Genomic DNA, 13,837 nt, shown 5'->3' on the forward strand with positions numbered 1-13,837 from the left:
CCTTGCGTTCGCTCATCGAAAGCTCCATGGCTCACAGTATGCGTCGGGTCGGCGGATGCCATCCCAGCAGGCGCGCCGTTAAGCGGGCATCTTCGATAGCAGCAACGCGGTCATCCTTGATCAGTCAATGCGGCCTGCCTGTTGCCCCCGGGGTGTAGAACGAGTATGTTCTCAAACTATGGCGTGCACTATGGTCCCTGCTCGGTATCGAACCCGTAAAGAATCCGTATTTCTGGGTCGGTTGTGGCCCGGGCTGGCGGGATGTCGTGACGGCGCTTAAGGGTGCCTTCGTCAAGTTCTCGGGGGGCCTGCTTGGCGCTCTCCCGAACATCGTCCTGTTTCAGTTCAATCCGGAGACGGTCAGCCGTGCCCCTAGCCTCGCCTACCCGCCGGGACCGCCGGACGGTTCGGGCCCACCGTCGTCCGATCAGCCGGGGGAACCGGATGAGAGCATCTCGTTCTCGTTGCGTCTGGACGCCACTGACCAACTGGCCTCTGGCAATCCGATCGCCGCGGTGAGCGGCGTACTGCCCGCGCTGTCGGCGATCGAGCTCCTCATGTATCCGGAGGAGTCGATTGCCTCGTCGCTGTTCGGGGGCGGTGGGCAGACGCACACAAGCCCACTGGCGCAGTTGCCGACCGTCCTTTTCTTTTGGGGTGTCTACCGGCTGCTGCCCGTGAACGTGACGAACCTGTTCGTAGTCGAGCGCGAGTACGACCAGATGCTCAACCCGATCCGCGTCGAGGTGAACGTCTCGTTACGGGTCCTCACCCCCGTGCGGCTTCCGGCGTCGGCGACCCTCGAGTCGGGAGCCTACAAATACACTCAGACAGTGCGCGAGGTAATGGCGGCGCTCAATCTCGCGAACACCGCCAGGAGTTTCTTGGGCGGCGCGCTGTGATCAACGACTCGGGCAGCCGTTACGTGAGCGTCGCACGGCGGGCGTACACCGTGACGACCGAGGACGGGCGGACGCACGCGGTCATGCCAATTCGGTTCCTCCCCCCGCCGTCGGGCTGGTACCGCCACCGGGTGGTCGAGGGCGACCGCCTCGACCTGCTGGCCGCGACCTACTACGGGCGGCCGGAGCGGTTCTGGGTCATCGCCGACGCCAATCCCGCCGTCGACCCGGAGGCCCTCCTCGTCCCAGGTGCGGACATCGTCGTCCCGCCAGACCGGACGGCGTGAGTACCGTGCCCAACAAGGCGTTCGAACTGCGATGCGGCGGTGTTCCCGCCCCCGATCTCTATCCGCACGTCGATCACGTCGAGGTCCTCGAACGCCTAGACGGCACTTCCTTCTCTGTCCGATTCCGGTCCACGCAGGGCACGAACGGGGAGTGGTCGTTGCTGTCCGACGAGCGCTTCGCCCCGTTCCTGCCCATGGGGGTCTCGCTCGGATTCACCGGCGGGGGGAACGGCCCGCTCGGCGGCAGTACCGGAGGCGGACTAGACGCGCTAGTAGAGGGCTACGTCACCGGCGCCAAGGTGTCGCTGACCGGTTCGGATACCCGTCTCGACGTGTTGGGTCGGGATCCGTGGGCGGTCCTGGAGACCGAGGAGAAGGTTCTCGCGTGGCCCGACCTGAGCGACTCTGACATCGCCCGACAGATCCTCGCTGGCGCCGGCATCGACGTGGATATCACGCCGACGTCGCCGGTCCACCAAGCCGACGATGTCCTCATCGTGCAGCGCGGCACCGACGCCTCGATGCTGCGGGAACTCGCACGCCGCAACGGCTACGAGTGCCGGTTCACCGTCGAGGACGGCCGGACCGCCTGCCGTTTCGGGCCGCCGCAGCTCGACGGCTCGCCACAGCCCGAGCTTGCGGTACGGTTTGGTACGGTCAGCAACCTGCGAACGTTCGAGGCCGCGCTGGACGGTCGTCGCCCCCTCGCAGTCCGCGCGGCGCAGATCGGGGCCCTCACGCGTGAAATCGTGGAGGCCGAGGCCAGCAACCCTTCGTTGCGACTTACGGGCCGCATCGGACTCGCCGATCTCGCGGCACCCGGCTTGGCCCGCGCTGCCGTCCCGTCGCGCGCCCATGGCATGCTGCTGCTCGCGGCAACGCCGGGGGACGACTCAGCGGAGCTCAACCGGCACGCTCAGGCCGCCCGGGACGAAGCCGCGTGGTTCGTCGACGCGAGGGGCGAGGTGAACGCCGATGCATACGGCCACGTCTTGCGAGCCGGGCGGACGGTGCTCGTCAAAGGCGCAGGGTCTCGTCACAGCGGCGTCTACTACGTCACCTCCGTGGTCCACCGGATGCGGCCGGACGGTGAGTACACCCAGCAGTTTGAGGCGCGCCGGACGGCCGTGGGCCTCGACGGCTCTGAGTCGTTCGGCGGCGCTTCCGGCGGCCTGCCGTTCGGGCTCTGAAAAGGGACGGCCATGGACCCGATCCAAGAGGTGATCGCCCGTCTCGTCGAATACGTCGAGAACCGCCACTTCGGCAAGTACCGCGGCATAGTCACCAGTGTCGACGACCCGCTGTCCATCGGGCGGGTCCGCATCAGGGTGCCACAGTTGACCGCGGACACCGAGCTCGGCTGGGCCCTACCTTGTCTGCCCTTCGGTGGGATGCCTGGCGAGGGACTGTTCACGATCCCGTCAGAGGGGGCGGGGGTTTGGGTCGAGTTCGAGGGCGGTGACCTAAGTCACCCGGTTTGGACCGGCGCTTGGTGGGGCCGGGATGAGGTGCCGGAGGGCGCCACCCCCGCGCAGAAGGTATTCCGGACCTCCGCCGGCCACGTGGTCGTCCTCGACGACGACGAGGCGACCCTTACGATCACCGACGCCAACGGGAACTCGGTGACGATGGACTCGGACGGCATGGTCCTAGAGGACACGAACGGGTCCACGGTGACGATGGACTCCAACGGGGTCACTATCGACGCTACAACCGTCATCGTCGGCGGCACAGCGACGGACCACCTCGTCGGACACAAGGCCCTCGACCAAGCTCTGCAGTCGCTCGTCAAGGCACTGTCCCTGCACACGCACGGGACGGCCGTCGGCCCGTCAACGCCCCCGACCTCCCCGATCGTCCTCAGCATCGACCCGGCGAAATCGCGTCACGGGGTGGAGCTGTGAACGGCGTCGCCCACGTCCGAGTCCCCGTGGAGGTGGCCCCGGATGGCGCGCTCCGGACGACGACGGCCGAGGAGCATCTGCGCGACCTCGTTCTCCAGATTCTTTTCACCGACCCGGGCGAACGGATCAACCGGCCGGACTTCGGATGCGGGGTGCGCCGGTTAGTGTTCTCCTCCGGCAACGAGGTCATGCGCACGACCGTGCAGTTCCTTATCACCCAGAATCTCGACCGGTGGCTGGGCGACCGCATCCGCGTCGAGCAGGTCGATGTGCGGGCAGAGCCGGGGTCCGAGGAGATACTCACGATCTCCCTCGTCTACGTGGTCCGGCGCAGCGGCGCACGGCAAGGGTTCACCGTGACGACGGCGGGCTCCGCAACGGTCTCGGCCCTGGAGGGGCGCACGTGACCGCGGCGCATCCTCCCACCAGCATGCCGCTATCAGGGACCCGGCCGCTGCTGCGCAGGGGAATGGTCGGCATCTCCCACGCCGAGGTGGCCGACCCCGTGCCCGCCAGTAGCACCGGGCCGGGGAGCCCTCCGCTCGTCGTCGTCACGCTCGTGCCGCACGACGCGACGGACCGGGCACCGTGGCTGCTGGAGCGGACCGGGTGGGGGCTCGTCGGTGGTGCGCACGCCCGCCCGCACATCATGGCCGTGGAGGCGACCGCAGGGCGCAAGGACCTCGTCACGCTTGTCCTAGACGCCGAGGGAGACCGAAGCACCTATACGCTGGGCCTGCTGGGCGAAAATGCCGATCCCTTTCACGACTCTGTATCGCTGCGCTTCCGGCTCGACTGCGACACGGGCATCGACTGCGCTCTCGCGGGGCCGCCACCGCTCCCGGCGCCGACGTCGGCAGTTCGCGTCGACTACCTGGCACGCGACTTCACAGGGTACCTTCGAGCACTGGGGGACTTCCTCCCTACGCGTCCGGCCGGGTGGCCAGAAACGAGCGAGGCAGACGTCGCCGTCATGCTCGTCGAGCTGCTTGCAGCGACGGCCGACTCCTTTGGCTACGTCTTGGACCGGGTGGCGAACGAGGCGTTCCTCGGGTCAGCGAGGCTGCGGTCGTCTGTGGCGGGCCACCTCGCCCTCGTCGGCTACGACCTGGACCCCGGGGCGTCGGCGTCGACCTGGCTGCAGGTCCGGGTCGCTCGGGTCCACCTGCTCGCGGCGGGGTACGCGGTGGGTACCCCCCGTGCGGCTGGGGACGCGAGGGGGGCAGGTGCTGCGGAAGCCGATGATGGGCCCGTGTTCGAGACGATGACAGACGCCGTTCTTCGTCCAGAGCACAACGAGATGGTGATGTACGGCTGGGACGCCCCCGACGGATACTTGCCCACCGGTGCGACGTCCGCCTACCTCACAGGGGACCTGCCGGCGCTCGCCTCCGGAGACGTCCTCGCCCTGTTCGACACGCGCACTGGCGAGGCTGAGCTGGTCCGCTTGGACGCCATTCCGGACCGCATTCCCGCGTCCGCCTACGGCGCCGCGGGAACTCCCGCCCTGACACGGGTCTCCTGGTCAAGGGCGGAGGCGCCGCTGGCACCGCACGCGGTCGCGGACACCGTCGTGCTTGGCAATCTCGTCCCCGCCACTCACGGGCACACCCAGCGGGAGCGGATCGTCCTCGCTGGCCCGAGCCGCCTGACCGGGGCTACGCCGGAGGCCGGGCGAGGCACGGCCTCCGGCGTAGCCACCCCCGGGGCCGTCGAACCCGGCGGGACTGTCCTGTTGTCGGTGTGGGGTCTGCCCGACGGGCAGGACGTGGTCGTCATCGTCGAGTCTCCCCGAGGAGAGGAGTCGCGCCGCACTCGGCCCCAGGTCGTGCGTGACGGGGTGAGCATCGGCCTCGACGCGGAGCCTGTGGTCCTAAGGTCGGACGCGCCGCCAGGGATCTGGCGGGCGCTCGTCGGCGCTACTGTGGACGAGGCGCTTGGCGAGCCCCAAGTCGTCGTCATGTGGGAGGTGCTCGACGGGACGGCCGCAGGGACTACTGCTGGGGCCTATGGTGGACTTACGGAGGGGTCTCCGGCAGTTCCCCGGCCCCCGAGGCTGCGGCTTCCAGTGTCCGCAGCCCCCGTAGCGGTCGTCGACGGCCGTGCCCAGCTGCAGGTCGTCATCGACGGGGTCGAGTGGGAGGTCGTCGGGTCGCTGCTCGACAGCGGCTCGCGTGACCCCCACGTCACTACGGAGCCGGGCGAGGACGGCGCCCTCACGGTCCTGTTCGGCCAGGGTGGCAGAGTGCTCGCGGGCCAGGACGCCTTCGGTCGCCGTCCCCCGGACGGTGCGGTCGTCGACCTCCGGTACCGGGTCGGGCTCGGCGCGGACGGCAACGTTGCGGCGGGCACCCTGACCGTTCCCGTCGACCAAGGTACCGAGACCGGGACCGCTGACTGGTTCCTGTCCGTCGGTCAGCCCGTCCCAGCGACCGGTGCCCGGGACCCTGAACCCCTCGAGCACGCCCGCCGGGCGGGGCCCGCGGCAGCGCGCCGCCGGGATGTGGCGGTCACCGCCGAGGACTATCGGGCGGCCGTTGCCGATTTCGATCGTTCGCGCGGCGGCAGCATAGTCTCCCGAGCCGGGGTGGATTTCCGATGGACGGGGAGCTGGCTGTCGGTCGACCTCATCCTCGACCTGGCCGCCGGTGCGGTGTTGGACGACAGACTCGCCGAAGACCTGCTTGCATTTCTCGACCGGCGGCGCCTGGCGGGGTACGACCTGAAGTTGCTGTCCGCCGAGGATCTGCCCGTCCAGCTCGCTATGACGATCTGCGTGCGGCCGGGGTTCCTAGCTTGGGCAGTCAGCCAGGAGGTTGCGCGTGCGCTAGGGCCTGGCGTCCGCGAAGATGGCACCCGTGGGGTGTTCCATCCGGACAACCTGAGCTTTGGCGAGCCCGTCGAGATCGGGCGGATCTACCTCGCGGCCGCCTCCGTGCCGGGTGTAGAGTCCGTGACCGTCGACGTGCTTGCGCCACTGCACTCGGCTGACCCGGCGGCTGAGACGGCCGCGGCCCGGGCGGCCGGGCGCCTCGTGGTCGGGCGCGACCAGATCGCCCGGTTGGATGACGACCCGGCGCATCCCGAACGGGGCCGGCTCACGCTCGTGACAGCTGGGGGACGATGATGGTAGAGCGACCGTGGAACCCGCCGGGCCTAGACCGGGTGCGCTACCGGGTAGGCACCTTTGACTCTTTCCGCCGCTCGATGCTCGACGAGCTCCCCTCGCGTTTGTCCGGGTGGCGGGAGAATGACGCCGCTCCGGACCGCGCGACCGCACTCGTGGAGGCCTGGGCCTACCTCGCGGACAACCTGACCATGTACACGGAGCTTGCAGCCAACGAGGCGCTCCTGCCCACGGCGACACAACCCGATTCGCTGCGTCGCCTCGCGGAGCTGGTGGGGTATCGGCCCAGCCCCGGCGCCTCGGCCGTGGCGCTCTTGGCGTTGTCGATTGAACCTGCGCGCCGTGGCGAGGTCGTGACGGTCCCAGAGGGCCTGCGGGTCGGTGGCCGGGCCGCGCCCGAGGCAGTTCCCGTCGTGTTCGAGACAGACCAAGCCGTCGACGCACGGGCCGAGCACAACCGGGTCCCACTCGCCGCCATGTCCCCCGCCAACCAATTCGCACCGCTGCCGGCGCTGGCGACTGTGAACGCCCTTTCCGGGTCAGACGCCGAGCTCGGTGACCGTGGTACGTCCGGGGCCTCATCGGGGGACTACAACCAAGTCGCAGCCGAGCTCGGCCAGGTCTTTCCCCTGCTAGCGTCGTCGCTGCTGCGGACCGGTACCAGACCAGTCCCCCCACCGGAGCCTTCACCCGTCCCCGACCCCGTCTCGCAGGCCCTCCCGGACCCGACGAGTGTCACCCGACGGGCCGTCACCCTCGTCGGCACTGGTCTTCGGCTGCGGCCGGGCGATTGCGTCCTGGTCTTGGATCGTTTCGAGGCCGGGGTCCCGGTGGGGGAGGGCCTGCTACGTCGGATCAGCGACGCACGGGAGGATCGTCGCCGCGGCCGGACCGTCGTCGAGTGGATCGAGGACGCCACCGTGTACGCGGCGGCACCCGGCGGGGCACCGGCGGTGTATGCCCTGAGTGAGGTGGCGGCACCCTTTGGCGCCGACGCCCCGGCGTATGCCAGCCTCCCGAAAGAGGTCACGGGGACCGGTCAGCGGTTCCCCGTTGACTGGGACACCGGTGTCGGGCAGTGGCTCCCGGACGGCGACGCCTCGACCCTATTCCTCGATCGGATCGTCGACGCGGTGGCCGCGGGAAGCGAGCTGGACCCTTCGTTCGCTGTCCTAGTGGACCTCGTCGGCACCTCGCGCCACTATCGGACTTTCCGCATCACGGGCGCCGACGCCGTGACGCATCTCGGGTTCACAATCGAGGCCCGCGTGACGAGGCTCGCGCTCTCGGCCCCGGTCTCGGCGAGGACGTTCCTGCGGCGGGCGACGACGGTGCTCCTGGCGTCACGACGGCTCGTACTCGACGATCGGCGGCCGCTCCCAGAGGCGGTCGCGGGCGACCGGCTTCTTCTGGAGGGTCGCCTGCCCGATCTCGTGTCGGGGCAGGCGGCGATCGTCACATCAACCGCCGTCGCACCTGGACGCCCCGGCGGGCAGACCGTCGTCGCCGAGTCGGTGACGGTCGACTCCGTCACGGTGCTCGCCGCCTCCGGCCTCACCGCGGTGACGCTGCGGGAGCCGCTGGTGCACGCTCACCGCCGGTCAACGGCCGTCCTGCTGGGCAACGTCGTGCCAGCCAGTCACGGCGAGACGGTCCCCATGGAGATCCTCGGTAGCGGGGACGGGTCTGCGTGGCAGGCGTTCGCACTGCGCAAGGGCCCGCTGACGTACGTGCCCGACGATGACGGCACGCTGCGAAGCACGCTGCGTGTCACTGTCGACGGTGTCAGCTGGACCGAGGTGGAGTCCATCGCCACCCCGGCCGTCTCGGCATCGGGCGAGGCCGCCTACATGCTGGAGAGGCACCCGGCCGACGAGGGCGTCACCGTCGTCCGGTTCGGCGACGTGACCTCCCGGCCACCGACCGGCCGGGACAACGTCGTGGCCTGGTACCGGCGGGGGATCGGGGATGCTGGAGCCGTCCCGGCAGGCGGAATAACTCGCATCGTCGATAGCCTGGCCGGTCTGCGCGGCGTCGAAAATCCCCTGCCGGCCGAGGGCGCAGCCGACGCTGAAGGTCCTGCGGCGATCCGCCGCAACGCCCCGGCCGCACTCCGGACGATGGACCGCGCGGTCTCTGTTGAGGACCACGCAGACCTCGCCCTCACCTTCCCCGGCGTGGAGCGGGCCCGGGCAAGGCTCGTGCCCGCGGGCTCTACCGGTGCTGTCGGCACGTCGGACGCGATCCACCTGGCTGTCGCAGGACCGGACCGGCGCCCCATGTCGAGGGAGGGATCTGCGCGATTGCGCCGTTTCCTCGACGCCCGCCGCGATCCCAACCGCCCACTGCGGATCGTCGCGGTTGAGACGGTGGCGGCCGACCTGTCCGTCGTGGTGGACGTGGATGACCGGTACGGGCAGCGCACGACCCTCGCCCGGGTCCGCGCAGCGCTCACCCAGCGAACTAACCCGGACGGCAGCCTCGGCTACCTGGCGACGCTGGGCTTCGGGCAAGCACTGCGGCTCAGCGGCGTTTACGCGGCCGTCCAGATGGTGCCGGGGGTGGCCCGAGCAGTCGTCATCCGACTGGCGCCGGCGACGGCACCAGACAGTCCCGGCACCGTACTTGACTCCGTGCCGGTCACGGCGACCGGCTTGGTGCTGGTCGCGGACGACCCAGCTGATGTGGCTGGGCGGCACGGCAAGTTGGTTGTCACCCGCGGTTCCGGGGGTTTCGCCGAATGAGCGTGTCCGAGGGGGCGACGGAGATGTGGCTGGCCCGGCTCTACGCGCGCGTCCCGGCCTACTATCGCCAGTTGGACATCGAACTCGCCCGCCGCCAGTTCCCCGGCATGGCCGACGACGAGGCCCTCGGCCGCGCACCGCTACGCTCGCTGCTCCGCACGATTGCCGCGCAGGTCGCTGCCGTGCGGCAAGGGATCGACGATCTGCTCGACGATGTAGTCCTCGAGACCGCCGATGACTGGGTCGTGCCCTATCTTGGCGAGCTCGTGGGCACTCGCCTGCTTGCCGACCCCGTGGGTCACTCTCAACGCCAGGACGTCCGCAACACCGTGGCTTGGCGGCGCTCCAAGGGAACGCCCGCCATGCTCGCCGAGCTCGCCCGCGGGACGACCGGGTGGGGGGTCGACGTCGTTGAGGGCTTCCACACGGTGGCGTGGACCCAGCATGTCGACCACGTCAGGCAGACGCGCACTCTCACGCCGTCCCTGCGCGACGCAGTGGCCTTGACGGCGGTGGAGACCGCCCACGATCCGTTTGCCCACCTCGTCGACATCCGACTGCCCGGGCGCGGCGGGCATCGTACCGGCGCCGGTACGTCCGGGGGACGATACCACCCCCGTTCAGTAGTGTTCCACGTGCGTCCCCTCGAAGTGTTCCGCCTCCGAGGGGTCACCCCGGCGGCCGCCGACCCTGGCCATCCCATTCCCGCAGCCGCCCGGGCCTGGACGTTTGATCCGCTCCACCGTGAAGTGCCCCTTCTCGGAGGCGACGGGCTCCAGGTGGATCCAGTCGCCTTCGCCGCCGATCCGGGCGCCTGGGCAGGTCCGGGCCGCGACCTTTCTGTCCGGCGTTGGGGGGTGCCACTCGCCCTCGCCCGGAAGAACGCCGGCGGGGTCGGTCTGACCGGCGGAGATTCGGCGATCGCCGCGGGCGGCGGTTCGGCGGATGGCGAGCCTGTAGCGTCATTCGGCTTCGGGGCACCCACCCCGGAGACTCGGTTGCATACAACCGAAGGCCTGCGGGTTCTCGACCCGACCGTCTTCTCCCGCCCCGCGGAGCACGTCACGATCACGGCGCTGTGGATCCCCGAGGGCGGCGGGCCGCCAGTCCGGCTGGGGGCAGTTGCCAGCGCCCTGCTGCCCGACCATGCCGACGCCTACCGGTCCGATTCCCCACTCGGCTCCGCCGGGAACCTCGTCCTCCGGGTCGCTGCCGGGCAGCCCGATCTCGGCCTGCCCGGTTGGCAGGCACTGCCCGGGCCAGCAGACACTTGCCGGGTTCCCGCGTGCGAGATCGCCATCCGCGACGATAGCCCGCCGCGGGCGGCGCGCCACGACGGCGTCCCGTCCACCACGGGACGCTGGGCGGGGGCCGTGATCGCCTGGCTCCCTGCGGTCGTCGTTCGGCCGGGCCAGCCCGTCGACCTGCTCCTCCGCACAGACGGCTCGACGGTTGCGGTGGACGTGTCGGGCGGGGCTCCGGTAGTGGTCGCGGGCGGCCCGGCCCGCACCGGCGAGGGCCAAGCCTGGCCGCCCGCTCTAACGGGCCGGCCGGCGTCTTGGCCGTACGTACCTGGCGGCGGGGTGCACCGATTCCGCGGCGCCCGAGCCGCCGACCAGTCGAGGTTCGACGGGCACGCGCCGCTACTCATCGAGGTCCACGTTTTAGCTGGTGCGGGGCAACTCGCGGGCGTCCTGCTCACCGCGGACACACCGATCTCTGACCTCGACCCTGGTCTGCGCAGCAGACTCGCTCTCGATCCAACCGCCGGTTTCCTTATGGCCGGAACCTTCGTTGCCTCCCGCGACGCCGTTGCCGACCGGATCCCCGGCGAGCGCGTCACCGCTGTGGCCCTGCGGCTGTCCACGGTGACCGCCCCCGCGCCAGGCGCTCAGGTCCCGGTCGCGCCCAGTTGCGAGATCATCCTCACCGACCGTGCGGCTAGGGCACTGTTGGTTCATCTCCCGGAGGCTGACCTCCCCGTGGCGGCCAGCGCGCCGGGTTCTTCGGGCGATAGAGCGTGGTTCGTGGTTGGAGCCGACGGGTCGACGTGGGCCCTGCCCGCGGGACTGCAACCGGCCCCGCCCGGAGGGCTGCCCGACGGCGCAGTCCTCGCGAGGGTGGCCACAGGACAGGTGCTGCCGTTGGAGGGCACGGTGCCTTCGCGCCGGCGGCGGCTAGTCGCGGGGCCGCCGGTCGCAGGGGAGCTGGGCATCGACGCCGTCCGGGGAGGGTTCTGTCTGGCTCCTGGCGACCCATTGCTGGCCGTCGGTCCGGCGGATCTCGACCTCGGCGTCGACCTCGTCGAGGCGTACCCCGCGCCGGTTGGCGCACGGGGCGTGCGTCCGGCTGCGGACGACGTCGTACCGCCTACCCGGGTCGTGGCGGTGACGGGTGATGCCGCCGTGCCACTGCCCCTCCACCGGATCCACCGGAGCCTCGGCGAGGCCCTTGCCGCGGCTGACGCGGTGTGGGCCGCGACCGGCGCTCCTGCGGAGGAGGTCGTCGAGATCGTCGACAGCGCATCCTATCGGGAGGACGTCACGGTCGATCTCGGATCGCCCGACCCAGGAGGTAGGTTCGGCCGGCGGCATGTGATGGTGCGCGGGGGCGGGCCCGAGGGCGGCTCGAGACCGTGCCTGCTCGGCTCGGAAGGCGCGGGCCCGCGCGGACCTGTCGTAAGTATTGCGGGGGTGAACGGACTCGGTGCCGTCGATGCCCTGCGCGTGGACCGAGGGTTGGCACTGGACGGGCTCCTAGTCAGCGGCCAGATCGCCGTCGTCGGGGGAACGGTGAGGTCGGTCCGGCTGACCGGTTGCACGCTCGACGCGGGGGGCGTGCAGTCGCCACCGCCGTCGTTCCTGTGGATGGACGACGACCCGGACCACCAGGGCGAGCTGACCGTCGTATCGGCCGTCCTCGCCGGGGTCCGGGCCGGGCGGGGCCTCGCTATGGTGCGACTCGCTGATTCCGTCGTCCACCGGCGCGTGGGCGACCTCCGCGGGCTGGCGATCGGGGGCCTGGATGCCGTCCCTCGCACCCCGCAGGACGAGTCCGTGGACCCGGGGGGTGACCGCCAGGTCCGTGCAGTGTCCATCGTTCGGGCCACGGTCATCGGCCGTATCCGCGCCGGAGTCCTCGATGCAACTGATGCCCTGCTGACCGGGCTCGCAGTGATCGACAGCCGACAGGAGGGCTGCCTGCGGTTCAGCCGCGTTGAGCCCGGATCGGTGCTTCCCCGGCGCTACCGTTGCGTGCCCGAGGACCGCCCCGCCGATCTCTGGGACAGCAACGCCGGGGGCCTCGCTGACCAGGCCCACGCTGCTTTCGGCTCCTTGCTACCCGCATCCCCGCTGTTCGCCGTGCCGACCGATGCGTCCTCCCCCCTCGTTCTCAGTGCCTCCGAGGACGGCGATCAGGTGGGTGCGTTCGCAGCCACCCATCCGGGCCTACGGCGGGCGAACCTAGGCGCGAAGCTCGCCGAGTTCCTGCCTGCGGGCCTCGAACCCGTGGTCCGGCCCGCCGACGGCCAATTGCCGCTCCCGATCCGTGTCCCGTCGACCTAGGAGAGCCACATGAAGGCTGATTTCTCACGTGTAGACCTGCGCGGGGCACCCGACGAGTGGCTACAGCAGCAGGGACGGCTGTGGCTGGATTCGGACTGGAACGAGGCGGTGCTGGCCCGGCTGCGCCGGCTGGAGCTCCACGCCCGGGATCTCGTCGGCCCGGTCGGGCGCCCCGAGCCCGCCACAGCGTTCCGGATAGCCGACGCGGGGGGAGGCAACCTCTCGATCGGCGGTGGACCGGGCCCGGCCGGGCACCTGTACGTAGCAGGTGTTCTCGCGACGAACGCCGCCCCGACCACGTACACCACGCAGCCGGGCCTGCCGTCCCCCCCTCCTCTGCCTTTGCCCTCTGCCACCGGGGTCGGCTGGCAGCTCGTAGGCGACATGGCGGGCGCGCGGACCGCGCACGGGGCCATTCTCCTGCCGCCCCAGGGGACAGCGCAGAGTCGAGTGCTCGTTTGCGGTGGCACAGACCTGGGGGCGGCGGTCTCCACCGCAGAGCTGTACGACCCGGTGATGGCCACGTGGACGTCGACGGGGGCAATGAGTGCGGCGCGGGCCGGTCACACCGTGTCCGCGCTGGGCTCCGGTCGGGTGCTCGCGGCGGGCGGGCTCGGACCGGCGGGGCTGCCTCTGACGACGGCCGAGGTGTATGACCCAGCGACGGGGACATGGACGGCAACGGGGCCGATGCCGACGGCCCGCTTCGACCACACCGCCACGGTGCTGACCGACGGCCGGGTACTGGTCGCGGGCGGGTTCGGTCCCGGGGACGGGTCGCTGGGGTCCATCTCTGGAGGACCGGCGGCGCTCGCGTCGGCCGAGGTATACGACCCAGCGACGGGCACATGGGCCGATGCCGGAGCGATGATCCGCCCGCGCGGCCGCCATGCCGCGGTCGGTCTCGCCAGCGGCCCCACCCCCGGCGCGGTGCTAGTGTGCGGGGGCGAGCAGGCGGGGACCGCCATCGCATCTGTCGAGATCTTCGATCCTGCGACGGGTACGTGGGCCGCCGGCCCGGACATGGCGGGCGGGCGCGAGAACCACACGGCCGACCTGCTGGTCGATGGGCGGGTCCTCGTCGCTGGCGGCACCGCGCTCGGCGGGGTCCTGGCGACATGCGAGATTTTCGACCCGGCGGCGGGTGGCGCTGGCGCGGAGGGGGCTTGGCTTGCTGCCGCGCCTCTGGCCAATGCCCGGACCGGCCATGCGGCGGCCCGGCTGTTAGGGGGCCACATCCTGGCTACAGGTGGTCTCGGCACCGACCGGCCGCTGGCGTCGGCCGAGCTGTACGACCCGGGCGCCGA

8 protein-coding genes and 1 pseudogene are annotated in these 13,837 nt (G+C 70.8%); all 9 read left to right on the forward strand.

Features of this window, described 5'->3' with window-relative positions; genetic code table 11:
* The first annotated feature begins 266 nt into the window (after positions 1-266).
* On the forward strand, positions 267-902 hold the full coding sequence (locus tag AC3IT0_RS08985; RefSeq protein ID WP_489323367.1) for a hypothetical protein: 636 nt from the start codon (positions 267-269) through the stop codon (positions 900-902).
* 83 nt (positions 903-985) lie between these two features.
* On the forward strand, positions 986-1,189 hold the full coding sequence (locus AC3IT0_RS08990) for a tail protein X (RefSeq protein WP_489323368.1): 204 nt from the start codon (positions 986-988) through the stop codon (positions 1,187-1,189).
* Positions 1,186-2,379, forward strand: a complete 1,194-nt coding sequence (locus tag AC3IT0_RS08995) for a phage late control D family protein (RefSeq protein WP_489323369.1) — start codon at positions 1,186-1,188, stop codon at positions 2,377-2,379. The genes AC3IT0_RS08990 and AC3IT0_RS08995 overlap by 4 nt, the downstream gene beginning before the upstream one ends.
* Before the next feature lie 12 nt (positions 2,380-2,391).
* A complete protein-coding gene (locus AC3IT0_RS09000) occupies positions 2,392-3,093 on the forward strand; it encodes a phage baseplate assembly protein V (protein ID WP_489323370.1) in 702 nt (233 codons plus the stop codon).
* Positions 3,090-3,500: a GPW/gp25 family protein gene (locus tag AC3IT0_RS09005; RefSeq protein WP_489323371.1), complete on the forward strand. Its 411-nt coding sequence runs from the start codon at positions 3,090-3,092 to the stop codon at positions 3,498-3,500. The genes AC3IT0_RS09000 and AC3IT0_RS09005 overlap by 4 nt, the downstream gene beginning before the upstream one ends.
* A 62-nt stretch (positions 3,501-3,562) precedes the next feature.
* Positions 3,563-6,220, forward strand: coding sequence for a baseplate J/gp47 family protein (locus AC3IT0_RS09010; protein ID WP_489323372.1), 2,658 nt, complete (start codon positions 3,563-3,565; stop codon positions 6,218-6,220).
* Positions 6,217-8,964, forward strand: coding sequence for a baseplate J/gp47 family protein (locus AC3IT0_RS09015; RefSeq protein ID WP_489323373.1), 2,748 nt, complete (start codon positions 6,217-6,219; stop codon positions 8,962-8,964). Before AC3IT0_RS09010 ends, AC3IT0_RS09015 begins: the two co-directional genes overlap by 4 nt.
* A complete protein-coding gene (locus AC3IT0_RS09020; protein ID WP_489323374.1) occupies positions 8,961-12,530 on the forward strand; it encodes a hypothetical protein in 3,570 nt (1,189 codons plus the stop codon). The genes AC3IT0_RS09015 and AC3IT0_RS09020 overlap by 4 nt, the downstream gene beginning before the upstream one ends.
* 9 nt (positions 12,531-12,539) lie before the next feature.
* A pseudogene (locus AC3IT0_RS09025) lies at positions 12,540-13,802 on the forward strand (Kelch repeat-containing protein); the annotation flags it as partial.
* Positions 13,803-13,837: the final 35 nt, after the last annotated feature.

The organism is Pseudarthrobacter sp. KH_020_B (assembly GCF_057840185.1).

What these genes read in the sequence shown, in the direction of transcription:
- AC3IT0_RS08990 (WP_489323368.1), top strand. Translation starts at nt 986, where the DNA reads ATGCCAATTCGGTTCCTCCCCCCGCCGTCGGGCTGGTACCGCCACCGG.
- AC3IT0_RS09000 (WP_489323370.1), top strand. Translation starts at nt 2,392, where the DNA reads ATGGACCCGATCCAAGAGGTGATCGCCCGTCTCGTCGAATACGTCGAG.
- AC3IT0_RS09010 (WP_489323372.1), top strand. Translation starts at nt 3,563, where the DNA reads ATGGTCGGCATCTCCCACGCCGAGGTGGCCGACCCCGTGCCCGCCAGT.
- AC3IT0_RS09015 (WP_489323373.1), top strand. Translation starts at nt 6,217, where the DNA reads ATGATGGTAGAGCGACCGTGGAACCCGCCGGGCCTAGACCGGGTGCGC.
- AC3IT0_RS09020 (WP_489323374.1), top strand. Translation starts at nt 8,961, where the DNA reads ATGAGCGTGTCCGAGGGGGCGACGGAGATGTGGCTGGCCCGGCTCTAC.